Source organism: Mycobacterium sp. IDUB_36, from assembly GCF_055419225.1.
In genome coordinates this window covers 1,777,455-1,800,049 of the sequence record NZ_JBVAXH010000001.1, presented here as the reverse complement: position 1 = coordinate 1,800,049, position 22,595 = coordinate 1,777,455, and the positions used below count along the sequence as shown (strand labels likewise).

Here is a 22,595-nt window from a genome sequence, read left to right as displayed (position 1 = left end):
TTCAGATCCCGAGGTCCTTGGCGACGATCGTCTTCATGATCTCGGTGGTCCCGCCGTAGATGGTCTGGATGCGCGCATCGACGAACGCGCGTGACACCGGATACTCCCGCATGTACCCGTAACCGCCGTGCAGCTGCAGACAGCGGTCCGCGGTCCGGACCTGGAGCTCGGTGGTCCACCACTTCAGTTTTGCCGCTCGCGCGGCAGTCAGCTCACCGGCCAGATGTTCGGCGATGCAATCGTCGAGATAGGTACGGGCGACGTCGATTTCAGTCGCCAGCTCGGCTATCACGAACTGGGTGTTCTGCAGACTCGCGATCGGCGAGCCAAAAGCCTTGCGCTGCTTGACGTAGTTCAGGGTCTCGGCCAATACACCCTCAGCCGCGGCCACCGCGCCGACGGCCAGCGACAGGCGTTCCTGCGGCAGGTTGTTCATCAGTTGATAGAAGCCGCGGCCTTCCTCGCCGAGCAGATTGTCGACCGAGACCCGCATGTCGGTGAAGCTGAGCTCGCTGGTGTCCTGGGCGTGCAGACCGATCTTCTCCAGATTCCTGCCTCGGCTGAAGCCGGGCGTGTCCGGGTCGACGACGAACAGCGACAGACCCTTGTGACGGTCGGTCCCGGTGCGTGCCACGACGACGAAGAGGTCGCCGGTTTGCCCATTGGAGATAAAGGTTTTCGCGCCGTTGAGCACGTAGTCGTCGCCGTCGCACACCGCGGTGGTGCGGATGCCGGCGAGGTCGCTGCCGGCGCCCGGCTCGGTCATCGCGATCGCGATCACCGTCTCCCCGGTGACGACGCCCGGTAGCCAGCGCCGCTTCTGCTCGGTGGTGGTCAGGTCGGTCAGATAGGGCAGCACGATGTCGTTCTGTAGCGAGAGCGCGATGGCCTCGGCGGCCGCGCCGGCCCGCTGGAGTTCGTCGACCACGATCGCGTTGTAGCGAAAGTCCTCGACGCCGGGGCCGCCGAACTCCTCGGGAACCGAGAAGGCCAGCAGGCCGAACTTGCCGGCCTCGGTGAACAACGACCGGTCCACGCAACCGGCTTTCTCCCACTCTTCGTGGGCGGGCACCACCGTCTGCTGCACGAAGTCATGCACCATGTCACGGAATTGCCGATGTTCGGAGGTGTACTCCAAACGCACGCTCACCGGAAGGCGTCCAAACCGGTGAAGGCCTGGCCGAGGATCAGTTGGTGCATTTCGGGGGTGCCTTCGTAGGTGAGCACCGACTCCAGGTTGACCATGTGCCGAATCACGGGGTATTCCAGCGAGATTCCGTTGCCGCCCAGGATGGTTCGCGCGGTGCGGCAGATCTCGATCGCCTCACGGGTGTTGTTGAGTTTGCCGAAGCTGACCTGCTCGGGGCGCAAACCGGCACCGTCCTTGAGCCGTCCCAGTTGCAGAGCCAGCAACAAGCCCTTGTGCAACTCGACGGCCATGTCGACGAGTTTGGCCTGGGTCAGCTGGAATCCGGCGATCGGGCGACCGAACTGAGTGCGTTCGCCGGCGTATTCCAGCGCGGCCTGCCACGCCGATCGGGCGGCGCCCATCGAACCCCAGATGATGCCGTAGCGCGCCTCCGACAGACAGGACAACGGACCCTTGAGCCCCTTGACGTCCGGCAGCAGCGCGTCCTCGGGGAGACGAACGTCGTCGAGGACCAGTTCACTGGTGATCGATGCCCGCAGGGAGAGCTTGTGGTGAATGGTGTTCGCGGAGAACCCGGCCGTGTCGGTGGGCACCACGAAGCCGCGCACGCCGTCGTCGGTGGCCGCCCAGACCACCGCGACGTCGGCGACCGACCCGTTGGTGATCCACATCTTGCGGCCGTTGAGCACCCAGTCCGAGCCGTCGCGCTTGGCGCGGGTGCTCATCGAGGCGGGGTCGGATCCGGCGTCGGGCTCTGTCAGCCCGAAACAGCCGAGCAGTTCTCCTGCGGCCATGCCCGGCAGCCACTGCTGCTTCTGCTCCTCGGAGCCGAATCGCCAGATGGCGAACATGGCCAGCGAACCCTGCACCGACACCATCGAGCGAATGCCGGAGTCCGCGGCCTCGAGTTCGGTGCAGGCCAGCCCGTAGTGCACGGCGGACGCCCCGCCGCAGCCGTAACCTTCCAGGTGCATGCCCAGCAGGCCGAGCTGCCCGAAGTGTTTGGCCAGGTCGCGCACCGGTAGGTCGCCGATTTCGAACCACTCCGCGATGTGCGGGAGGACGTGCTCGGCGCAGAACTGACGGACCGTGTCACGCACCGCGATCTCGTCGTCGGACAGCGAGACGTCCAGGCCGAGCGGATCCTGCGGATTGAAGGCGGGAAGTGTGCCAGTGCTCATGGCCTCATACTGCCACCGCGGACAACCCGGCCTAGGCTGCCTGGGGGGGAACCGGCACGAAGGGATAGCGCCATGCCCCCATTACTTCGCCTCTCGGCCGCCTTCCTGCTGGCTCTCGCGCTGGCGCCGCCGGCCGGCGCCGATCCGGTGGACCCGATCCCGGGAAACGGCATCTTCGTGGTCGGGCCCGACGTCGCCCCCGGGCTGTATCACACCAGCGGGTCGGGTTCGACGTTCGGTGTCTGGATCAACAACGTGCCGACCGAGGACTCGATGTGTTCCTGGTTCACCTACAGCACGCCGGATGCGGCCAAGGACCATGTGCTGCAGACCAATTCATCAGTCGGCCCGATGTATGCGAACATCAACACCGGGGTCAAGGCCTTCGAGTCGAGGAACTGTCAGCCCTGGACGCGGGTGCCGTAACGCGTTCGGCCGCAACGCTAGTCGCAGTTGACGCAGATGCCGGTGAGCGAGCGCTGCATGCCGCAACTGCAGAAGCTGCCCTCCCGGCGAACGTCGGCGGAACGCCGGCGATTGTCGAGGGAGTTGCGCGCCGGTGCGCTGGCCGCGGGATCCGGCTCGCGCGGTGGGTCTGCGGTGGTCACATTTCTCGACGATAAGCGGGCAGCGCATCCGGTGCGGGCGCTCACTGCGCAGTCGGGCAACACTTCAACAGCCTTTCGCCACGTGGCCGGTTGCGGTTCACACCCCGCACACCTCGCGGCCGGGATCGCGCTACTTCTCGATCCGGCTCTTCAACCGCCCGCTCAGGAACATCCGCATGGTCAGGTTCGTCGAGGTGATCATCGGGATGAAGCCGAGGTAGGTCCGCTCGGACGGCTGGGCGCCGTGCAGATGCTCGAGGCTGCCGACGACGTAGAATGCTCCCACGGTGAAGAAGGCGGCCGGGATCGAGAACGCCATCAGAGGTCTACGGGCGTCGACGACCTGGGTGGCGAGTGGCTTTTCGTAGTCCTCCAACGCAACTCGCTTGCGTAACTTGCCCAGCACCGTCGGCACGCTGTTGACTTCGTTGGTCAGCGGCACCGGCTGTCGCCGTAGGACGCGCCCGACGTAGACGGACGCGCATGTGGCGAAGACCAGTGCGAGTACGAAGGTGATCGCGGTCAGGTAGTTCCACACGTTCCAGTTCATTGCCGTACTCCTGTCGGCCTCGATTTCGGTGGCAGTGGACGCGAACGCACCAGTGTTGGCCACCAGAACCACTTTCCGAGAATGGTGACGATCGACGGAACCACGAATGACCGGACCACCAAGGTGTCGAGCAGCAACCCGATGCACACGGTGGATCCGAGCTGGCCGATCGTCCGGAGATCGCTGATCAACATCGCCAGCATGGTGAATGCGAACACCAGACCCGCGGACGTCACCACGCCTCCGGTGCTTCCCAGCGCACGGATCAGACCGGTGTGCAGCCCGGCCTGCAACTCCTCTTTGACCCGGGCGATCAGCAGCAGGTTGTAGTCCGAGCCGACGGCGACCAGGATGATGAACGACAGCGGCAGGATCAGCCAGTGCAGTGGCAGCCCGATCAGGTGTTGCCAGAAGAGCACCGAGAGACCGAAGGCTCCGGCGTAGGAGAATGCCACGGTGCTCGGAATCACGAAGGCTGCCATCAGACTTCGGGTCAGGAACATCATGATCAGGAAGATCAATACGAAGGCGGCGATCGCGGCGATCAGCAGATCCGACATCGCGTATCGCTTGATGTCGCTGTTGTTCGACGCCGATCCACCGATGTAGACGCGCGCGCCGGCCAGCGAGGTCTCTTTGAGGATCGTCGTGATCGCCATGGGGAACTGCTCGACATGCTGCACCCCTTCGGGCCCCATCGCGTTGCCCTCGTGCGTCACGATGAAGCGGGCTGCCCGGCCGTCCGGCGACATCATCAGCTGCATACCGGTTTTGACGTCCTCGTTGTCGAATCCCTCATGCGGGATGTAGAAGAAGTCGTCGCTACGGGATCTGTCCCAGTCGTTGCCGACGTTGATCGAGTCATCGAAGGTCTGCTCGGTCGCGCGGGATTGAAGATCGGCGGAACCGTAGGAGTTGACCAGCTTCGCCTTCAAAGCATCGGTGTCGTCGGCGGTGGCTTTGAGCTGGGTGATGATGGGCGGGAACGCCTTGTCGATCTCGACCAGAGAGACCCGGGTCTTGTTGATGTCCTCGGCCAGGTGGTCGATGTGGTCCAGGGTGTCCCACACCGATCTCAGCGCCCAGCAGATCGGGATGTCGAAACAGTGTTTGTCCCAATAGAAATAGCTCTTGATCGGCCGGAAGAAGTCGTCGAGGTTCGAGATCTCCTCGTTCATCTCTGCCGTGATCTTCTCCAGATCCTCGACCGTGAGCACGGTGTTGTGGATCTCATCCGACACCTTCTGGAAAAAGCCGATCTCTTTGCGCAGCACCGCCACCGAGTGCGCTTGGATGTCCGCCTGCTGGTCGGTGTTCATGTTCTGCTCCCGGTTGAACGGAAGCTGCTGACCGTTTCCGCTGCCTTGCGTCGTGAACAGGTAGGGGATGGAGGCGTGTTCGAGCGGTCGTCCCAACGGCCGGGTGATGCTCTGCACCATGGCCACGCCGGGCAGTCGAATCAATGCCCTGGCAACGCGGTCCAGCGAGATGAAGTCTGCGGAATCGCGCATGTCGTGGTCGGTTTCGACCATCAGCATCTCGGAGAACAACTTGCTCGGCGGAAAGTGCCGGTCGGCTGCCGCGAAGCCCCTCTTCGCCGATGCGCTCGTCGGCTGGTACTGGCGATCGTCGTAATTCTGTGTGTAGGTCGGCACGAACACCGCACCGACCATGACGACGGCGGAACTGGCCGCGAGGATCGGCACCGGCCAGCGCACCACGCTCGCGCCGATCCGCCGATACAGCGTTCCCTTGACCTGTGTGCGCGGTTCGAACAGGCCGAAGATGCTGCCGAGGGTCAGCAGCGCCGGGGCCAGCGTGAGCGCCGCGGCGATCGTGAACAGCATGCTGACCGCGACCGCGGGCCCCATCGTGTGGAAGTAGTTGAGGCGGGCGAAGCTCAGGCAGAAGCAGGCGCCGGCGATGGTAAGCCCCGATCCGATGATGATGGGCGCTACACCTTTGAAAGCGGTGTAATACGCCTCTTCTGGACTCTCCCCGTCCAGGCGTGCTTCCTGATACCGACCCATCAGGAAGATGCCGTAGTCGGTCCCGGCGCCCAGCGTCAGCGAGATGACGACGTTGACCGCGAACGACGACAACGGGATGGCGCCGATGTGGCCCAGTGTCGACACGACACCTTTGGCCACCAGGATCTCGAACAGCACGCTGTACATGGGCACGACCAGGGTGGTGAGCCGGCGATACACCAACAGCAGCATGATGAAGATGAGGATGACCGTCACGATCGTGATGTTGTTCAGGCTTGAATCCGCGATCGACAAGGTGTCCGAGGCGAGCGGAGCCGCACCGCTGACATAGACCTTGAGACCCGCTGGGGGAGTGTCGTTGTCAATGAGTTCGCGGACGGAGTCCACGGATTGGTTGGCCTCCATCTGCCCGATGTCGCCGGCGAGACGCAACAACACGTAGGTGGATTTGCCGTCGATGCTCTGGGCGCCCGCGGCGGTGAACGGCTTGCCCCACAGGTCCATGGCGTACTGCACGTGTCGGGTGTCGCGGCGCAGCCGCCCGATCAAATCGTCGTAATAGGTGTGGTCCTGCTCATCCAGCGGGCGGTTTGCTTCCAACACCACCATGGTCAGACTGGTCGAGGTGGACTCGTGGAACTTTTCGCCGATCTTGAGCATCGCAACCTGGGACGGCGCGTAGGTCGGAACCATCGGGCCGGCGAGTTCTTCGGCGACCCGTTCCACCTGTGGCATAAAGGCGTTGGTGGATACCGCCAGGAACGCCCAGAACACGATGATCGGTATCGACAGCACCCGAACCGTCCTGGCGACGAATGGCCGGCCGGCCCGATGGGCGCTCATGCGGACTTCACCCGGCACTGGACGTCGGCGTCGGAGTGGGTCGTCGACTGCTGGTCTCGGACAACGCCGTCCACCAGCATCCGGCAGACGGCTTGCCCGCCGTGGACGTGCGCCGAGATGCTGCCCGAGACGACGGTCAACACCGTCGTCTCGGTGTGCGACCAGGGCAATGCCGTGATGTCGACCTTGTGCGGATGTCCGTCGATGTCGACGTAGACCAGCATTCCGCCGCTGCCGATGGATCCAGACACCTCGTAGGTCAACCGTTTCGGGTTGAATTCCTCAGGAGCCTGTGGACCGTTGACGGTGATGACCGGCTTCGGTTCGGAGGACTGGTGCACCTTCCACATGCACACCACGCCCAGACTCAGCGCGATGACGGTGACCAAGGCTTGCCACCACCTTTGCAACAGGGCACGGCCGGTCGACCGTTGGCTCACTGGTTTGCCTTTCGTGCTCGCTCCCGATCACCCACGCCGACCGGCCGGGGCTCGGAAATCGTCATGTCGATGCCCGTCGCGCTCTTCAGGTCAGTCGGTGAATTCCGCGCGATGATCGGCGATGAATTCCTGCACCGTGGTGGGCTTTTTGCCGCCGATTCGTTCGACCAGGTCGTTGGTTCCGGCGAAGATCCCGTTCTGATAGTCGACCGCGACATGGGACAGGTGCTGGGTCAGGAAGTCCGGGAAACCCAGCGATGTGATGCCCTCGATCCAGGTCGGGATGTCCGCCGGCTCGTAACGCACCGGGCGTCCCAGCGTCTCGGAGATGGCCTCGGCAATCTGGTAGTGGTTCATCTCGACCGCGCCGAACAGCGGGTAGACCTGTCCGGCGTGCTCAGCCGGGTTCTCCAGGATGGCGGCGATCACGCGGCCCTGGTCCTCGGCGGTGATCGGCGCGTGGCGGCCGTCGCCGAACGGCAGCCGCATGACACCCTCGTCGCGAATCTGCGTCGCACAGAAGATCGTGAACCATTCGGCGAAATAAGTTGGGCGCAAGTGCGTCACAGCGATCGGCGACCAATCCAGAATCCGCTCGCCCAACCAGTGAATGCGTGCCGCGTCACTGGCCGCGGCGCGACGGGCCGAGATCTGTGACATGTTGATGATCGCTTCGACCCCGGCGTCCTCGGCGGCTTCGGCGAACGTGGTGGTCGCCTCGAGCAGTCCTGCGTCGATCGGATAGACGAAGTACGCCGCACGAACGCCGTCGGCGGCCTCGCGGACCGTGTCGATGTCGTGCAGGTCGCCGACGACCACATCAGCCCCGCCATCGCGCAATCGGGCGGCGCGATCGTCGAAACGGTGAACCAACGCGCGGACGCGATGACCGCGCTCCAGGAGGAGTTTCGTGGCGTAGCCGCCGGTGCGCCCGGCCGCTCCGGTGACCAGCAGGGTGGCTGTGTCGGTCGTCATCGTCAGGCCTTTCGAGAGTGTCGCGGAGATGTGCTTCCGCTGGTTACTGTCACAGCTAGCTCTATTCAAGTCAAGCTATCTAGCGGCATTGGCGCAAACTCGAAAAGCGTCGTCAGATTCGGAATAAATGCAGTTCAAAACAGGTTTACAATTGGATTTGTACGTCCGCTCACACCGGTGAGCGCGCCTCCGCCCATGCGGTTGATGTCTTGGCACTGCCGAAAAGCCGCTGCGACAACATCTATCGGATGCCAGAGGATTAGTTGGCTTGACATTAATCAAGACAGCTACCATCGTTGGACGAACCGAGCGAGCGGCGACGTCGTCGCGTGTACCCGAGGAGGGTCTCGATGAGCGGATCAGCCGCACCGATCCTGGTGACTGGTGCCACCGGCCGGCACGGGTCCACCGGCGCGCACGTCGCCCGCAGGCTGCGTGAGGAAGGCAGGCCGGTCCGCATCCTGGCCCGCACGCTCAGCGATCGCACCGATGCGCTGGCCGCCCTCGGCGCGGAAGTGGTGATCGGAGACCTGCACGACCGGCGCAGCCTGGTGGCCGCCCTCGCCGACGTCGAGCAGGCCTACTTCACCTACCCGGTGGACGCCGGAGTTGTCACCGCCGCAGCCAATTACACCGCTGCGGTGCGCGAGACGGGACGTGCACTGAGCACCGTCGTGATGTCGATGGGGCCCGCCCATCCACTTCACCCGAGCGAACTGGGCCGGGCCCAGTGGCTGGCGGAAGAGGTGATGACCTGGGGCGGTCTCGACGTGCTCATTCTGCGGATCGGCGCCACATTCCATCAGAACCTCATCGCGTTGCACGGCGACTCGATCAGACGAGAGAATCTGCTGCGCAACAGCTTCGGTGACAGCGCAGTCGGCTGGATCCATGGCGACGACGCCGGGGAGCTGGCGGTAGCGGCGCTGCTGCGCCCGGGTGCATTTGACGGTCCAGTCTGCTATCCGACCGGGTCGGAACTGCTGAACCACCATGAGATCGCCGAGATGCTGACCGAGGAACTCGGCCGCCCCATCACCTTCGAGCCGATCTCACCAGACCGGTGGCGTGCCGAACTCATCGACGTGTCGAATGCCCATCCGGCCGGCGTCGTCAATCGAGCGATGGCCGGCCATATCGCCAACGTAGGGGCGGCGGTGGCGGCTCGGGGAGCGTTGCCGGTCGACTCCGACGAGCTGACTCGCCTGATCAATCGGAAGCCGGTGTCCATGCGAGAGTTCCTACGCGCCAATCGAAACCAATGGGAGGCATCAGCATGACCGATACATTGGCGACAGAATCGCACAGTGGTCAAGACGACGCGCGTCGCACCCGAACCTTCAGCTGGGAGGATCCACTGACCGGGGCGCAAGCCGCCGCCGAGATGACAGGCCTGGACTACCTGCGCGCCATGCAAGCCGGCACCCTGCCTGCGCCGCCGCTGCTGCACACGTTGAACATGCGGATGGAATCTGTCGAGTCCGGAGTCGTCGTCTTCTCCATGGTGCCGGCGGAATTCCATTACAACCCAATCGGTTCGGTGCACGGCGGGGTCTACAGCACGCTGCTGGACTCGGCAGCGGGATGCGCGGTGCACAGCCTGCTGCCCGCCGGTACCGGCTACACCAGCCAGGACCTTTCGGTGCGATTTCTCGGCGCGATCCGGGTGGACACCGGACCGGTCAGATGCACTGGCACTGTCCGCCACCTGGGCCGTCGAACCGCACTGGCCGAAGCGTCGCTGACCACCGAGGCCGGCAAGCTACTGGCGACGGCGACGAGTAGCTGCTTGATCATCCCCGGGCGATGACCGTCTGGCTATATGAAAGTATGGTCAGCGGCGTAGGATGTGCGCATGAATGCCGTTGACGCGATGACTCTGACGGGACGCCTCGCGGATGGGGACCGAACCGGTTATCGGGAGGTCTGTCCGATCGAACGTGCCTTGGACACGATCGGCACCCGTTCCGCCCTGATCTTGCTTCGTGAGGCATTCTGGGGCACAACTCGTTTCGAAGATTTCGCGCAACGAGCTGGATTCACCGAACAGATTGCCGCGACGCGTCTCAAGCAGCTTGTGGACGCCGGCGTCCTGGTGAAGCAGCCCTATAAGACGCCGGGGCAGCGGACCCGTTACGAGTACGTGCTCACCGGTCGTGGTCGACAGCTGTTTCCTCTTCTGGTCAGCTTGGTCGACTTCGGCATGTTGCTGCAGGGCGACGCTCGGCGGCTCGACTTCGTCCACGGTGAGGGTTGCGGCGCACCATTGGCGACCCATGTGCAATGCGCCGAAGGCCATACCGTCCAGCTCGCCCAGGCGGAAGCGCGCATTCGCCCGCGGCACAAGCGCTGAGCTGACGTCACGCCGGACAGGAAAAGCCCCCGCAGCCGATTCGCTGCGGGGGCTCTTGCCGAAACTGCGCAAGGACTGTCAGCTGATGCCGACTACCTCTTGGGCGATGGCGGCCACGCGGGTCTGGGCTGCCGACACCACGCGCGAGCGATCCTTGTTTGCTTCCTCGTAGGCGACGATCGCCCGGATGTCGTGCGGAGCGGTCAATTCCTTGATCGCCGCCACCGCGTCGGTCTGATTGAGCTCGTCGTAGTTGTCGATGGGCAACTCATCGGAGCTCAGCACACCGGTCACGCTGCGCGCCGAGTGGACCGCATCGGCCAACTGGGTGTTGCCCTGGTCGCGGATCACTCTTTCCGCGGACTGCATCGCGGCATCCCGCGCGGCGACCGCTGCTTTCGCTGCCACATCGCCGGCGTGCGCGCCGCGGCTCAGCAAGTCGTTGAACGCCGGCGCCGTCGAGCGGACGACTTCCACAGCGCGGTCGACGCCCCGGGTCGACCAGTTGACCGGCAGGTTGACCAGTTTGACGACCGACCCGGCCGCCGCCTGGAGAGGTGTGCGACGGAGAGCGGCTGGTCCGCCGAGCGCGTCTTCGGCGAGCACGGTGGTGATCCAGTCCACCGTCGCGGAGTGTGCGTCCACCAGGCGGGTGGCCAGGTCGGCGATGTCCGAACGCTCTGCGGCGACAGCGAGCGCCTTGATGTAACGCGAGCGGTCCAGCAGTTGCCCCTCGAGTGCGAGGTCGCCCAGGAGAGCTTCGCTGAACGGCTGAGCCTGTTCGGTGAGGGCCTTGACTGCGGCCCCGGCACGGCCCAGGAACGGTCCGATCACATCGGGGAAGCCACCCAGATCGCGAATGGCCGCCGCAATCGCTACCGCACGGTCGCGGCCGTTGGCGGCGTTCTGCGTCAGTTCGCGGCGCACCGCATCGGTACGGGCTTGCGCCACACGGGTTTCGGCGATTTGAATTTCAGTATTGGTCAGGTCCAGCACGGTGCGCAATTGCGCGATGAGAGAACTGGTTTGGGAATTAGTCACGAAGGAACTGCTCCTATGAATTGATTGAGTCGATTTGTGCGATGCACCTTGTCAGCGACTACCCTGCAGCGGCGGAAGGTAACCCCAGAAAGCCCGCGTTGTGACCAATGTCATCAACGCTTAATTAGCTGCAACACAGCCGATTTCAGCGGTGCTATGCGGCACCGACGGCGGCGCGGGCCGCAGCTTTTTCGGTTTTGGCTCCGGCGTTGATCAGGCTCCCGCCGGCGTTCTCGAGGTGGGCGCGAATGAACCACTGGAATTTCTCGAGTTCGGTTGCGTGCGCGATCAACAAGTCCTGCGTGACCAAATCCAGGTCGTCGAGTCGCGCGATGTGCTTCCGCGTGTCTTCGACGATGCCCGCGTACACCAGATCGAGTGCGGCCATGTGCGCACCGGTGACGTCGCGTCCCAGCGAGTAGTCGTTCCAGGTCCGGTCCTCGATGATCGCCCCGGGTGTGCCCTTGGGGGAAGCGCCCAACGTGGCGATACGCTCCGCCACCTCGTCGGCGTAGCCCCGCACCAGCGTCACCTGCGGGTCGAGCATCTCGTGCACGCCGATGAAGCTCGGTCCCACGACATTCCAGTGCACGTGTTTCAGGGTCAGGTGCAGGTCGTTGTAGGCGCTGAGTTGCTTTTGCAACAGGGCCGCGACTTCGGCGCCCTGGGAGTCCGAAAGACCCGGAATTGTGAAGCGTGACATTCGATTTCCGTTCATTATCGACCGTGAAATGCGCTCACCAACTGGTCGCGGGGCGCTTTGGTCTCACGAAGGTGTACCCAGAGGGGCCGGTGGTCAACCCGAACCGGTTCCTGACCGATGCTGTCCCGGTAACCTCGTCGCATGGCGCATCGGCGACGGAATCTGGCCTGGCTGGGCATCGACGTCGTCTGTGTTGTGTTCTTTTGCGCGGTGGGAAGGCGCAATCACGACGAGGGCCTCACCTCGGCCGGCATCGCCACCACGTCGTGGCCCTTCTTGAGTGGGACCGCGGTCGGATGGCTGTTGTCGCAGGCCTGGCGCCGGCCGACGGCCGTGTACCCCACCGGGGTGCTGGTGTGGTTGTGCACGGTCGCGATCGGGTTGCTGCTGCGCAAAGCCACGTCCGCCAGCGTGGCCGGCAGCTTCGTCGTGGTTGCCTCGACAGTCACTGCGGTTCTGCTGCTCGGATGGCGACTGATTGCACGGCTCGAATTGCGCCGGTCGGGTTCGGTCTGAGCATGGCCCGGACCGACAGCGATACCTGGGGGCCGGCCACCAGCGTCGGAACCACAGCCACCATGGTGGCGACCGCGAGAGCGTTGGCCAACCGGGCCGGGCTGATCAGCGATCCTTTCGCCGAGCAACTGGTCCGCGCCGTCGGGGTGGACTTCTTCACCAAGGTGGCCACCGGTGAACTGGCCCTCAGCGATCTCGGTGATGACAACGGAATGGCTTTGCTGACAGACCTTTTCGCCGTCCGGACCCGTTTCTTCGACAATTTCCTCACCGATGCCTGCCGAGCCGGAATACGACAGGCAGTGATTTTGGCGTCAGGGTTGGATGCGCGGCCGTACCGGTTGTGGTGGCCGGCCGGCACGACCGTCTACGAACTGGACCAGCCGCGTGTCATCGATTTCAAAACCCGGACTCTGCGTGCACTCGAAGCCACTCCGACGGCCAATCGTCGGGCGGTGGGTGTCGACCTGCGCCAGGATTGGCCGGAGGCGCTTCGGCGGATCGGCTTCGATGCCACCCAGCCGACGGTGTGGATCGCCGAGGGGCTGCTGATCGGATTCCTCAAGCCGGCCGCTCAGGATCGGTTGCTCGACAACGTCACGGCGTTGAGCGCTCCGGGAAGCCGTGCCGCAGCGGATTATCTGCCCGAACGGCAACCCCCGCTGCTGAGCCAAGAACACGCTCTCGCCAAGCGCTGGCGCCGGTTCGGCTACCGAGGCAACATGGCCGAGCTGACCCACCAGGGTGAGCATCACGATGCCGCCGAGTCGCTGGCGGCGCTCGGCTGGCGAACGGTGGTCACCGAACTCCAGAATCTGTTCACCGCGACCGGGCTTCCCGGTTTGCGCCGTCAGGACTTGACCGGCGTTCCGGTGGCCGGGCGCTACGTCCGGGCATTCTTTACCTAGCCGCACCGGAATGTGGTCGACAGCGAGACGTTGGGAATGAAGTGATGCCGTCACCTATCACGCCCGCGCAGCAGCTCCGCTTTGTGACGGTGACTGCGGATGATCCCCGGGCCAGACCACTGCTGGACGAGTTGGCCGTGGAATACGCACAGCGCTACGAGAGCACCACCCCAACCGTGATGGCCTGGCTGAAGTCGGTTCCGGCGGCAGATTTCGCGGCGCCCGACGGCGGTTTTCTGATCGGCGAGCTGGACGGCGTGGCTGTCACCGGCGGCGCGTTCCAGCGCTTCGACGCGCAGACCGCCGAGCTCAAGCGGATCTGGACCGGCCGGGAGTACCGCCGCGGCGGCTATGCCACAGCGTTGCTGGCGGAGTTGGAGAACGTCATCGCCGAACGCGGATACCGGCGGGTGTACCTGACGACGGGTCACCGCCAGCCCGAGGCCGAGGCGCTCTACGAAGCCACCGGCTACACCCGACTTGCGGCACCGTTGCCCGCACGTGGCCCGGTGTTTCCGATCGCATTCGTCAAGGTCTTGTCATGACCGCGCCATCGACCATGCGGAGCGACACATGACGCGGCAGTTGCACCTCGGCGTCGCCCTGGACGGGTACGGATGGCACCCGCACGCGTGGCGTCCCACCCTGGCAGCCGACCCCGCGGTGGAATCGGTGCTCTCCGGTCGCTACTGGGCCGGCCTTGCGGCCACCGCCGAGCGGGGTCTGCTGGACTTCCTCACCATCGACGACAGCCTGCAGCCCCAGCCGGGACGGCGCGAACCGGTCAGCCCGCGGCGGCTGGCCGGGCGCGGTGACGCTGTGCTGGTCGCCGCGCGGATCGCGCCGGTCACCGAGCACATCGGGTTGATTCCGGTGGCCACCGTCACGCATACCGAGCCGTTCCACCTCTCCAAAGCCATCGCGACGCTGGACCACGTGTCACACGGGCGGGCGGGTTGGCAGCCGCGGGTCAGTTCGACAGCACATGAGGCCGCACTGTTCGGGCGGCGCGATGCGCCCATCGACGGCGACGAACTGTTCGACGAGGCTGCCGACGTCGTCGAGGTGGTGCGCCAGTTGTGGGACAGCTGGGAGGATGACGCGATCATTCGCGACGCCGAGACGGCGCGCTACATCGATCGGGAGAAGCTGCATTACATCGATTTTCGCGGCAAGCACTTCTCGGTGAAGGGTCCGTCGATCACCCCGCGCTCTCCGCAGGGTCAGCCGGTCGTGGCAGCCCTGGCGCACGGGCCGCGCATCTACGAATTCGCAGCCGCCAGCGCCGATCTGGTGTTCGTCACACCCACCGACGATGTCTCACTCGACGCGATTCTCGACGAGGTCAAGTCGGCCGGCGGTCAGCACTTGAAGGTGTACGCCGATCTGGTCGTGACATTCGGTGGTGACACCGAATTCGGTTCGGATGCTCTGATTTTCGACGGCAGGCCGGCCGACGTGGTCGAACTCCTGCTCGACTGGCAGCAGCGCGGTATCGACGGCGCGCGGCTGCGGCCGGCCGTCAACGCGACAGACCTTCCGGTGATCGTCGACGACGTGGTGCCGCTGTTGCAGCGGGCCAACCGATTTCGCACGACCTACACCCACGGCGAGACGTTACGGCAACGACTCGGCCTGCCCATCGCACCCAACCGCTATGCGGAAGTGAACCCGTGACTCCCACACCCCTGTCCATCCTGGACCTTTCACCGATCAGTGCCGGCAGCGACGCCGCGTCGGCGTTGCACAACACCATCGACCTGGCCCGGCACGCGGAGCGGTGGGGGTATCGCAGATTCTGGATCGCCGAACATCACTTCGTCGGAGTGGCCAGCTCGGCACCCGCGGTGCTGATCGGGCAGATCGCCGCGGCCACCAACACAATCCGAGTCGGAGCGGCCGCCGTTCAACTCGGCCACACCACCGCCGCGGCAGTCGTCGAAAGCTTTGGCACCCTCGATGCCTTCTACCCGGACCGCATCGACCTCGGCCTGGGGCGTGGCCAGCGTCGCGACACCGGCTTCAAACCCAAGCACCCGTCGAGCAAGGACCGCCCACCCCGCCAGTGGCGCGAGGTCGACGGTGTGGTGATACCGCTGCCCTTCAACCTGAAAGGCCTGCTCGACACCGAGCGCGTCCTGGCCACCATGGGGGTCCTGCAACAACCCGAGGCGGTGGCACCCGACTTCGCCGATCAACTCGGCGACATCCTCGCATTGCTCGACGGCAGTTACCGGGTCGACGGCTTCGATGTGCACGCGGTGCCGGGGGAGCGATCGGGGTTGGCGCCGTGGATCTTCGGCAGTACCAGGGGCCAGAGCGGGCGGCTTGCCGGTGCGCACGGGCTGCCGTTCGTCGCGAGTTACCACATCACTCCGGCAACCGCGCTGGAAGCCGTTGAGGCCTACCGGGACACCTTCGTTCCGTCGGCAACGCTGAAGGAGCCCTACGTCGTGGTGTCCGCAGACGTCGTGGTCGCCGAAGACACCGCCACCGCACAGGAACTCGCGTCCGGCTACGGGCAGTGGGTGTATTCGATCCGCACCGGTGTCGGCGCGGTGCCCTATCCGGCACCCGGCGACACTGCGCCGTTGACCGAGGAGCAGCTGCCGGTGGTCAAGGACCGGCTGGAGACCCAATTCGTCGGCGACCCCGACGTGGTCGCTGAGCGACTGTCGGCACTGCAGCGTCTCAGCGGCGCCGAAGAACTCGTCGTCACCTCGGTGACCCACGACCATCAGGCTCGTCTGCGTTCGCACGAACTACTGGCCAAGCGCTGGGGTATCGGCGGATGAGCACGCGAGAAGGCAAGCAGAGCAAACCCATTCACCTAGCCGCCCATTTCCCTGGCGTCAACAGCACCACGGTCTGGACCGATCCGCAGTCGGGCAGCCAGATCGAGTTCGAGTCGTTCGCGCACATGGCCCGCACCGCGGAACGCGGCCTGTTCGACTTCTTCTTCCTGGCCGAAGGACTGCGCCTGCGCGAGCATCGGGGCCAGATCTATGACCACGACGTCGTGGGCCGCCCGGACACCTTCACCGTGCTCGCGGCGCTGGCCGCCGTCACCGACCGGCTCGGGCTGACCGGCACGATCAACACCACCTTCAACGAACCGTTCGAGGTTGCACGGCAATTCGCCACCCTGGACCAGTTGTCCGACGGTCGAGCCGGCTGGAACATCGTCACATCGTCAGATGCCTTCACCGGGGAGAACTTCCGGCGCGGCGGATTTCTCGGACACGCCGACCGATACCAGCGTGCCGAGGAGTTCCTCGCGGTGACGCGAAAATTCTGGGACAGCTGGGCACCGGATGCCGTCCGGGCTGACATCACGGCCGGTGTCTACGCCGAACCCGACCGAATCGGTGTCGTCGAGCATCATGGCTCGCACTTCGACGTGCGCGGGGTCGCCACTCTGCCCAGTGGTCCGCAGGGGCATCCAATTCTGTTGCAGGCCGGTGACTCCGACGAAGGCCGCAATTTCGGTGCGCACTACGCCGATGCGCTGTTCACCCTGCACGGGTCGCTGGACGACGGGAAGCGTTACTACACGGACGTGAAGGGTCGGGCGGCGTCGTTCGGTCGAGACCCCAACGACCTGAAAGTGTTTCCCGCTGCGACGTTCGTCCTGGGTGACAGCGCCGCGGACGCCGACGAGCGGGCCCGTGTCATCCGCCGTCAGCAGATCAGCGGACCGACGGCGATAGCGATGCTGGAGCAGGTGTGGGGTCGCGACCTCTCCGACTACGACCCGGACGGCCCGCTACCCAACGACGATCCGACCGGCGACCTCGGCATCACCCAGGGCCGGGTCCGGCACGGAGACCCGATCGAGGTCGCCCGTCGCTATCGCGAACGTGCTGAAGCGCAAGGTCTTTCGATTCGCGACTTGATCATCGCGGTATCCAGCCGGGAGCAGTTCGTCGGAACCCCGGAGCACGTCGCCGCCGAGATCGACCGCTACATCCAGGCCGACGCCTGCGACGGATTCATCTTCGTGCCGCACCTGACGCCGCATGGACTCGACGAATTCGTCGACCGCGTGGTGCCGCTGCTGCAGGAACGCTTCGGCTTCCGTACCGAATACAGCGGCACCACTCTCCGGGAGCATCTCGGGCTCTAAGCGACCTTTAGCGACCCCTGGCGCCGAGATCGACGTGAGCGCGGGTCCTTGTCGAACGTTCGCACGGCAGCGTCGATTTCGGTGATGCGCGGCTGACCCGTCAGCGCGCCAGCGCGGCCGCTTGTTCGGTGGCCTCCCGGATCGGGCCGCGCCACAGATCGCCGTGGCCCGGCACCAGTAGCTCGGTGTCGAGCAGGGCGAGTGCGGCGAGGCTGCGGATGCAACCGGCCTGGTCGTGGCTGAACAATTCGGGTAGCAGCTGCGGGCCGCTTCGGGCCAGCAGGGCATGTCCGGTGACCAGAGCGTCGCCACTGACCAGTACGTCGTCGACCAGATAAGAGCAGTGTCCGCCGGTGTGGCCCGGGGTGGGGATGGCCATCGGGCTGCCGGGCAGCGCGGCGGCCACGTCGGCGGTCAGCGGCTGGGTGGTCGGGATCCCCTCCCGGCTCAACCCGCCGTCGCGGACCAGGTGGGCGGTCCAGCGCGCCCAGCGGGGCCGCCACAGGTTCATCGCCACGTCGATCGGCGATGCCTGCTCGAGGTACTCGCGCTTGGCGTGGCCGACCTCGTCGGCGTGGCAGTACACCGGCGTGTGGTGGGTCTTGGCGAACCAGATCGCCGAACCCAGGTGGTCGATGTGGGCGTGGGTCAGCAGAATGGCCCGCACATCGCCGGGCTGGTATCCGAGTCGCCGCAGTGACGACAGCACGTCGTCGCGGTCCCCCGGGTAACCGGCGTCGATCAACAGGACGCCGCGCTCATCGGTGACCAGCGTCCAGTTGACCGCCCCGCCCTGGGCGAGGTGGACGCGTTCGGTGACGGCCTTCAACACCGGTGCCATGCCGGAGAGTCTAGGTCCGCCGGCCCGCGGCGCCCGGCTCAGCCGCGCTTGCGATCGGGGTGTGGAGTAGAAACGACATCGTGGCTGAACTCAAACTCGGATACAAGGCGTCGGCGGAGCAGTTCGCCCCGCGGGAACTCGTCGAGCTGGCGGTCGCCGCCGAAGAGCACGGCATGGACAGCGCGACGGTCAGCGACCATTTCCAACCGTGGCGACACGAGGGCGGACACGCGCCGTTCTCGTTGGCCTGGATGACCGCGGTCGGGGAGCGCACCAAGCGGCTACAGCTGGGCACCTCGGTGTTGACGCCGACGTTCCGCTACAACCCGGCCGTCATCGCGCAGGCCTTCGCGACCATGGGCTGCCTGTACCCGGACCGGATCTTCCTCGGGGTCGGCACCGGCGAGGCGCTCAACGAGATCGCCACCGGATACGAGGGGGAGTGGCCGGAGTTCAAGGAGCGCTATGCCCGGCTGCGTGAATCGGTTCGGCTGATGCGTGAGCTGTGGCTGGGTGACCGCGTCGACTTCGAGGGCGAGTACTACAAGACCAAGGGCGCTTCGATCTATGACGTGCCCGAAGGCGGTATCCCGATCTACATCGCCGCGGGCGGTCCGCAGGTGGCCAAGTACGCGGGCCGTGCAGGTGACGGGTTCATCTGCACTTCCGGTAAGGGCGAGGAGCTCTACAAGGACAAGCTGATCCCGGCGATGCGCGAGGGTGCCGAAGCGGCGGACAAGAACCCCGATGACGTCGACCGGATGATCGAGATCAAGATCTCTTACGACACCGACCCGGAGTTGGCGCTGGAGAACACCCGATTCTGGGCGCCGCTGTCGCTGACCGCCGAGCAGAAGCACAGCATCGACGACCCGATCGAGATGGAAAAGGCCGCCGACGCCCTACCGATCGAGCAGGTCGCCAAACGCTGGATTGTGGCGTCTGATCCCGACGAAGCCGTCGCCAAGGTCAAGGACTACGTCGGCTGGGGCCTGAACCACCTGGTGTTCCACGCGCCGGGACACGACCAGCGCCGTTTCCTGGAGCTGTTCCAGCGCGATCTCGAGCCCCGGTTGCGACGGCTCGGCTGAACCGCAGCGTGCCTGCCTCCGGTCCTGATCGCCCGACTCCTCAACGGGCCGACCAGCGGCCCGCATCGTCGTCGAGCGGCATCTACATCGCCGCGCCGGAAGGCGACAGCGGCAAGTCGGCGATCGCGCTCGGGATCCTGCATCGGCTGGCCGCAACCGTCGCCAAAGTTGGTGTGTTCCGGCCCATTACACGCGCCGACGGCGGCGACCGCGACTACATCCTGGAATTGCTGCTGGCCCACGCCACCGCAGACCTGCCATACGAAGCCTGCATCGGTGTCGACTATCAGCGGCTGCACGCCGACCGTGACGGCGCGATCGACGACATCGTCGAGCGGTATCACGCGGTCGCCGACGGATGCGACGCGGTGGTCATCGTCGGCAGCGATTACACCGATGTCGCCAGTCCCGCCGAGCTGAGCGTCAACGCCCGCATCGCGGTGAACTTGGGCGCGCCGGTGGTATTGGCCATTCGGGCCAAGGGCCGCAGCGCCGAGCAACTGGTGCACGCCGTCGAGGTATGCCTGACCGAGCTGAACAGCCAGCACGCGCACACCGCCGCCGTCGTCGCCAACCGTTGCGAGCCAACCCAATTGGCCGCGATCACCGAAGCGCTGAAGACGCTGACACCCAAGACCTATGCGGTGCCCGAGGAGCCGCTGCTGGTGGCCCCGACCGTTGCCGATCTGCAGGCGGCGGTCAACGGCACCGTGCTCAACGGCGACACCGCACTGATGAACCGCGAGGTGATGGGTGTGGTGGTCGCGGGCATGACGGCCGACCATGTGCTCGAGCGCCTCGACGAGGCCGTGGCCGTAGTCACTCCCGGCGACCGGTCGGACGTGGTGCTTGCCGTCGCGAGCGCCCATGCCGCCGAAGGGTTTCCATCGCTGGCATGCATCATTCTCAACGGCGATTTCGAGCTGCACCAGTCGACAGGCGCACTGGTTGCGGGACTGCGGCTGCGGCTGCCGATCATCGCCACCTCGCTGGGCACGTTCGACACCGCCACCGCGGTCGGGTCGGCCCGCGGCCGAGTCACGACGTCGTCACAGCGAAAAATCGACACCGCGTTGGAGCTGATCGAAACCCACGTCGACCTTACGGACCTGTTGGCACAGTTGGCGATTCCGATTCCCAAGGTGACCACGCCGCAGATGTTCACCTACCAATTGCGCGAACGGGCCCGCTCGGACCGCAAACGCATCGTGCTACCGGAGGGCGACGACGACCGGATTCTCAAGTCCGCCGGCCGGGTGCTGCAGCGTGGTCTCGCCGACCTCACCATCCTCGGCGATGAGAAGCAGATCCGGGCCCGTGCAGCCGAACTCGGTGTCAATGTGGACGACGCCACGGTGTTCGACCCTCGATCCAGCGAGTTGTGCGATCAGTTCGCCGAGCAGTACGCCGAGCTTCGCGCCAAGAAGGGCATCACCGTGGAGCAGGCCCGCGAGGTCATCCACGACGTCTCGTATTTCGGCACCATGCTGGTGCACAACGGCATGGTCGACGGCATGGTGTCCGGGGCGGCGCACACCACGGCGCACACCGTTCGCCCTGCCTTTGAGATCATCCGCACGGCGCCGGGCATTTCGACGGTATCCAGCGTGTTCCTGATGTGCCTGCCCGGTCAGGTGCTGGCGTTCGGTGACTGTGCGATCGTCCCCGATCCGAGCGTCGATCAGCTCGCCGACATCGCGATCAGCGGGGCGCAGACCGCCGCGCAGTTCGGCATCGAACCGCGGGTGGCGATGCTGTCGTACTCCACCGGCGAATCGGGCACGGGAGCCGATGTCGACAAGGTCAGGGAGGCAACCGGATTGGTGCGCGACCGGGCCCCGCAGCTGCTGGTCGAAGGACCGATCCAGTACGACGCCGCCGTCGAGCCGTCAGTGGCGGCCACCAAGCTGCGCGACTCCCCGGTGGCCGGCCGGGCCACCGTATTGATTTTCCCCGACCTGAATTCGGGTAACAACGCTTACAAGGCGGTGCAGCGCAGTGCCGGTGCGATCGCGATCGGCCCCGTGCTGCAAGGCTTGAACAAGCCGGTCAACGACCTGTCTCGGGGTGCTCTCGTCGAGGACATCGTCAACACGGTGGCGATCACCGCGATCCAGGCGCAGGGTGTTACGTGACGACCACCGTGCTGGTACTCAACGCCGGCTCTTCATCGCTGAAATACCAACTGATCGAGCCTGATTCGGGAAGATCGCTGGCCGACGGCACCGTCGAACGCATCGGCGAGCCGTCGTCGCCGATCACGGATCACCGCGCCGCACTTCAGGTGGCGTTCGACACGTTGTCCGACGGCGGTATCGATCTGACGGCCTGCGGGCTGGCCGCGGTGGGGCACCGGGTGGTGCACGGCGGACCGGTGTTCTATCGACCGACCATCATCGACGCCGGCGTCATCGCCGAGTTGAAACAGCTGTCGATGCTTGCGCCGCTGCACAATCCGCCTGCTTTGCAGGGCATCGAGGTCGCCCGCGCAATGCTGCCGGAGGTTCCGCACGTCGCGGTGTTCGACACCGCCTTCTTCCACGATCTTCCTGCCGCCGCGGCGACCTATGCCATCGATCGCGAGATCGCGGAGAAGTGGCACATCCGGCGATACGGGTTTCACGGGACGTCGCATCGCTACGTCAGCGAGCAGGCCGCCGCGTTCCTGGAGCGGCCCTGGGGCGAGCTGAATCAGATTGTGCTGCATCTGGGTAACGGTGCGTCCGCGTCCGCGATCGCCGGTGGACGGCCGGTAGAAACGTCGATGGGCCTGACGCCGCTGGAAGGTCTGGTGATGGGAACCCGCAGCGGCGACATCGATGCGGGCATTGTCAGCTTTCTGCAGCGCGAAGCAGGTATGAGTGTCGAGGACGTCGAATCCATGCTCAACCACCGCGCAGGCCTACTCGGCCTTGCCGGCGAGCGGGATTTTCGGCGGTTACAGGCGATGATCGAGACCGGCGATACCGCAGCGCAATTGGCTTACGACGTGTTCGTGCACCGGTTGCGTAAGTATGTCGGTGCCTACCTGGCGGTCCTGGGCCGCGCAGATGCCATCAGCTTCACGGCCGGCGTCGGCGAAAACGTCGCCGGGGTCCGCCTGGACGCGCTGCGCGGCCTGGAAAGCCTGGGCATCGAACTCGATGAACAGCGAAACTCACAGGTCGCCAACGGCGCTCGGCGAATCTCGGCCGATTCCTCGCCGGTCGCGGTGCTGGTGATTCCGACCAACGAGGAACTGGCGATCGCCCGAGACTGCCTGAGCGTGGTCTAGGACT

At 65.3% G+C, this 22,595-nt stretch carries 23 protein-coding genes; 13 read left to right on the top strand and 10 right to left on the bottom strand.

What is annotated here, in order from left to right:
- Nucleotide 1: 1 nt before the first annotated feature.
- Nucleotides 2–1,102, bottom strand: a complete 1,101-nt coding sequence (locus tag ACZYW1_RS08810) for an acyl-CoA dehydrogenase family protein (protein ID WP_463787761.1) — start codon at nucleotides 1,100–1,102, stop codon at nucleotides 2–4.
- A gap of 44 nt (nucleotides 1,103–1,146) precedes the next feature.
- Complete coding sequence (locus ACZYW1_RS08805; RefSeq protein ID WP_463784993.1) at nucleotides 1,147–2,331, bottom strand: acyl-CoA dehydrogenase family protein; 1,185 nt, start codon at nucleotides 2,329–2,331, stop codon at nucleotides 1,147–1,149.
- A gap of 72 nt (nucleotides 2,332–2,403) precedes the next feature.
- Between ACZYW1_RS08805 and ACZYW1_RS08800 the strand changes: the two genes are divergently transcribed.
- On the top strand, nucleotides 2,404–2,757 hold the full coding sequence (locus tag ACZYW1_RS08800) for a hypothetical protein (RefSeq protein WP_463784991.1): 354 nt from the start codon (nucleotides 2,404–2,406) through the stop codon (nucleotides 2,755–2,757).
- Nucleotides 2,758–2,774: 17 nt separating this feature from the next.
- Here the strand turns inward: ACZYW1_RS08800 and ACZYW1_RS08795 are convergent, their stop codons facing one another.
- From ACZYW1_RS08795 to ACZYW1_RS08775, 5 genes are all read right to left on the bottom strand, one after another.
- Entirely contained in the window at nucleotides 2,775–2,939 is a 165-nt protein-coding gene (locus ACZYW1_RS08795) for a hypothetical protein (protein ID WP_463784989.1), read from the bottom strand.
- Between the two features lie 130 nt (nucleotides 2,940–3,069).
- Complete coding sequence (locus ACZYW1_RS08790) at nucleotides 3,070–3,489, bottom strand: hypothetical protein (RefSeq protein ID WP_463784987.1); 420 nt, start codon at nucleotides 3,487–3,489, stop codon at nucleotides 3,070–3,072.
- Nucleotides 3,486–6,323: an MMPL/RND family transporter gene (locus ACZYW1_RS08785; protein WP_463784985.1), complete on the bottom strand. Its 2,838-nt coding sequence runs from the start codon at nucleotides 6,321–6,323 to the stop codon at nucleotides 3,486–3,488. The genes ACZYW1_RS08790 and ACZYW1_RS08785 overlap by 4 nt, the downstream gene beginning before the upstream one ends.
- Entirely contained in the window at nucleotides 6,320–6,763 is a 444-nt protein-coding gene (locus ACZYW1_RS08780) for an MmpS family transport accessory protein (RefSeq protein ID WP_463784983.1), read from the bottom strand. The genes ACZYW1_RS08785 and ACZYW1_RS08780 overlap by 4 nt, the downstream gene beginning before the upstream one ends.
- A gap of 90 nt (nucleotides 6,764–6,853) precedes the next feature.
- Complete coding sequence (locus ACZYW1_RS08775; RefSeq protein ID WP_463784981.1) at nucleotides 6,854–7,738, bottom strand: NmrA family NAD(P)-binding protein; 885 nt, start codon at nucleotides 7,736–7,738, stop codon at nucleotides 6,854–6,856.
- Nucleotides 7,739–8,088: 350 nt separating this feature from the next.
- Here ACZYW1_RS08775 and ACZYW1_RS08770 point away from each other — a divergent pair, with 350 nt between their 5' ends.
- The 3 genes from ACZYW1_RS08770 to ACZYW1_RS08760 are packed head-to-tail and all read left to right on the top strand — an operon-like array spanning nucleotide 8,089 to nucleotide 10,091.
- Entirely contained in the window at nucleotides 8,089–9,018 is a 930-nt protein-coding gene (locus tag ACZYW1_RS08770; protein ID WP_463784979.1) for an NmrA family NAD(P)-binding protein, read from the top strand.
- On the top strand, nucleotides 9,015–9,548 hold the full coding sequence (locus ACZYW1_RS08765; RefSeq protein ID WP_463784978.1) for a PaaI family thioesterase: 534 nt from the start codon (nucleotides 9,015–9,017) through the stop codon (nucleotides 9,546–9,548). Before ACZYW1_RS08770 ends, ACZYW1_RS08765 begins: the two co-directional genes overlap by 4 nt.
- 45 nt (nucleotides 9,549–9,593) lie before the next feature.
- Nucleotides 9,594–10,091, top strand: a complete 498-nt coding sequence (locus ACZYW1_RS08760) for a winged helix-turn-helix transcriptional regulator (RefSeq protein WP_463784976.1) — start codon at nucleotides 9,594–9,596, stop codon at nucleotides 10,089–10,091.
- 78 nt (nucleotides 10,092–10,169) lie between these two features.
- On the opposite strand, the gene ACZYW1_RS08755 is transcribed toward ACZYW1_RS08760, so the two are convergent.
- Both ACZYW1_RS08755 and ACZYW1_RS08750 read right to left on the bottom strand, forming a co-directional pair.
- Nucleotides 10,170–11,132, bottom strand: a complete 963-nt coding sequence (locus ACZYW1_RS08755; protein WP_463784974.1) for a ferritin-like domain-containing protein — start codon at nucleotides 11,130–11,132, stop codon at nucleotides 10,170–10,172.
- Between the two features lie 154 nt (nucleotides 11,133–11,286).
- Nucleotides 11,287–11,835 carry a Dps family protein gene (locus tag ACZYW1_RS08750; protein ID WP_463784973.1) on the bottom strand — a complete coding sequence of 183 codons (549 nt, stop codon included), beginning with the start codon at nucleotides 11,833–11,835 and terminating at the stop codon, nucleotides 11,287–11,289.
- 141 nt (nucleotides 11,836–11,976) lie between these two features.
- On the opposite strand from ACZYW1_RS08750, the gene ACZYW1_RS08745 reads away from it, so the two are divergent.
- From ACZYW1_RS08745 to ACZYW1_RS08720, 6 genes are read left to right on the top strand one after another with little or no spacing between them, the layout of a single operon-like run.
- Nucleotides 11,977–12,351 (top strand): DUF3054 domain-containing protein, encoded by a 375-nt coding sequence (locus ACZYW1_RS08745; RefSeq protein WP_463784971.1) that lies wholly within the window; start codon nucleotides 11,977–11,979, stop codon nucleotides 12,349–12,351.
- Between the two features lie 2 nt (nucleotides 12,352–12,353).
- Nucleotides 12,354–13,259: an SAM-dependent methyltransferase gene (locus tag ACZYW1_RS08740; RefSeq protein WP_463784970.1), complete on the top strand. Its 906-nt coding sequence runs from the start codon at nucleotides 12,354–12,356 to the stop codon at nucleotides 13,257–13,259.
- A gap of 44 nt (nucleotides 13,260–13,303) precedes the next feature.
- A complete protein-coding gene (locus tag ACZYW1_RS08735; protein WP_463784968.1) occupies nucleotides 13,304–13,804 on the top strand; it encodes a GNAT family N-acetyltransferase in 501 nt (166 codons plus the stop codon).
- Between the two features lie 28 nt (nucleotides 13,805–13,832).
- Nucleotides 13,833–14,936 (top strand): LLM class flavin-dependent oxidoreductase, encoded by a 1,104-nt coding sequence (locus tag ACZYW1_RS08730; RefSeq protein ID WP_463784967.1) that lies wholly within the window; start codon nucleotides 13,833–13,835, stop codon nucleotides 14,934–14,936.
- Nucleotides 14,933–16,054 (top strand): LLM class flavin-dependent oxidoreductase, encoded by a 1,122-nt coding sequence (locus ACZYW1_RS08725; protein WP_463784965.1) that lies wholly within the window; start codon nucleotides 14,933–14,935, stop codon nucleotides 16,052–16,054. The genes ACZYW1_RS08730 and ACZYW1_RS08725 overlap by 4 nt, the downstream gene beginning before the upstream one ends.
- The gene (locus ACZYW1_RS08720) at nucleotides 16,051–17,385 is read left to right on the top strand and encodes an NtaA/DmoA family FMN-dependent monooxygenase (RefSeq protein ID WP_463784962.1); all 1,335 of its coding nucleotides are present in this window, start codon (nucleotides 16,051–16,053) and stop codon (nucleotides 17,383–17,385) included. Before ACZYW1_RS08725 ends, ACZYW1_RS08720 begins: the two co-directional genes overlap by 4 nt.
- Nucleotides 17,386–17,485: 100 nt before the next feature.
- On the opposite strand, the gene ACZYW1_RS08715 is transcribed toward ACZYW1_RS08720, so the two are convergent.
- Entirely contained in the window at nucleotides 17,486–18,226 is a 741-nt protein-coding gene (locus ACZYW1_RS08715) for an MBL fold metallo-hydrolase (RefSeq protein ID WP_463784960.1), read from the bottom strand.
- 80 nt (nucleotides 18,227–18,306) lie between these two features.
- Between ACZYW1_RS08715 and fgd the strand changes: the two genes are divergently transcribed.
- From fgd to ACZYW1_RS08700, 3 genes are read left to right on the top strand one after another with little or no spacing between them, the layout of a single operon-like run.
- Nucleotides 18,307–19,317, top strand: coding sequence for a glucose-6-phosphate dehydrogenase (coenzyme-F420) (gene fgd / locus ACZYW1_RS08710; protein ID WP_463784959.1), 1,011 nt, complete (start codon nucleotides 18,307–18,309; stop codon nucleotides 19,315–19,317).
- Between the two features lie 8 nt (nucleotides 19,318–19,325).
- Nucleotides 19,326–21,452 (top strand): phosphate acetyltransferase, encoded by a 2,127-nt coding sequence (pta, locus tag ACZYW1_RS08705; RefSeq protein ID WP_463784957.1) that lies wholly within the window; start codon nucleotides 19,326–19,328, stop codon nucleotides 21,450–21,452.
- Entirely contained in the window at nucleotides 21,449–22,591 is a 1,143-nt protein-coding gene (locus ACZYW1_RS08700) for an acetate kinase (RefSeq protein ID WP_463784955.1), read from the top strand. Before pta ends, ACZYW1_RS08700 begins: the two co-directional genes overlap by 4 nt.
- Nucleotides 22,592–22,595 lie beyond the last annotated feature (4 nt).

Coding starts and splice junctions, on each gene's coding strand:
- ACZYW1_RS08805 (WP_463784993.1), bottom strand. CDS start 2,331: ATGAGCACTGGCACACTTCCCGCCTTCAATCCGCAGGATCCGCTCGGC.
- ACZYW1_RS08715 (WP_463784960.1), bottom strand. CDS start 18,226: ATGGCACCGGTGTTGAAGGCCGTCACCGAACGCGTCCACCTCGCCCAG.
- ACZYW1_RS08730 (WP_463784967.1), top strand. CDS start 13,833: ATGACGCGGCAGTTGCACCTCGGCGTCGCCCTGGACGGGTACGGATGG.
- ACZYW1_RS08810 (WP_463787761.1), bottom strand. CDS start 1,102: ATGGTGCATGACTTCGTGCAGCAGACGGTGGTGCCCGCCCACGAAGAG.
- ACZYW1_RS08790 (WP_463784987.1), bottom strand. CDS start 3,489: ATGAACTGGAACGTGTGGAACTACCTGACCGCGATCACCTTCGTACTC.
- ACZYW1_RS08735 (WP_463784968.1), top strand. CDS start 13,304: ATGCCGTCACCTATCACGCCCGCGCAGCAGCTCCGCTTTGTGACGGTG.
- ACZYW1_RS08740 (WP_463784970.1), top strand. CDS start 12,354: ATGGCCCGGACCGACAGCGATACCTGGGGGCCGGCCACCAGCGTCGGA.
- ACZYW1_RS08775 (WP_463784981.1), bottom strand. CDS start 7,738: ATGACGACCGACACAGCCACCCTGCTGGTCACCGGAGCGGCCGGGCGC.
- ACZYW1_RS08770 (WP_463784979.1), top strand. CDS start 8,089: ATGAGCGGATCAGCCGCACCGATCCTGGTGACTGGTGCCACCGGCCGG.
- ACZYW1_RS08760 (WP_463784976.1), top strand. CDS start 9,594: ATGAATGCCGTTGACGCGATGACTCTGACGGGACGCCTCGCGGATGGG.
- ACZYW1_RS08765 (WP_463784978.1), top strand. CDS start 9,015: ATGACCGATACATTGGCGACAGAATCGCACAGTGGTCAAGACGACGCG.
- ACZYW1_RS08720 (WP_463784962.1), top strand. CDS start 16,051: ATGAGCACGCGAGAAGGCAAGCAGAGCAAACCCATTCACCTAGCCGCC.
- ACZYW1_RS08800 (WP_463784991.1), top strand. CDS start 2,404: ATGCCCCCATTACTTCGCCTCTCGGCCGCCTTCCTGCTGGCTCTCGCG.
- ACZYW1_RS08785 (WP_463784985.1), bottom strand. CDS start 6,323: ATGAGCGCCCATCGGGCCGGCCGGCCATTCGTCGCCAGGACGGTTCGG.
- ACZYW1_RS08745 (WP_463784971.1), top strand. CDS start 11,977: ATGGCGCATCGGCGACGGAATCTGGCCTGGCTGGGCATCGACGTCGTC.
- ACZYW1_RS08750 (WP_463784973.1), bottom strand. CDS start 11,835: ATGTCACGCTTCACAATTCCGGGTCTTTCGGACTCCCAGGGCGCCGAA.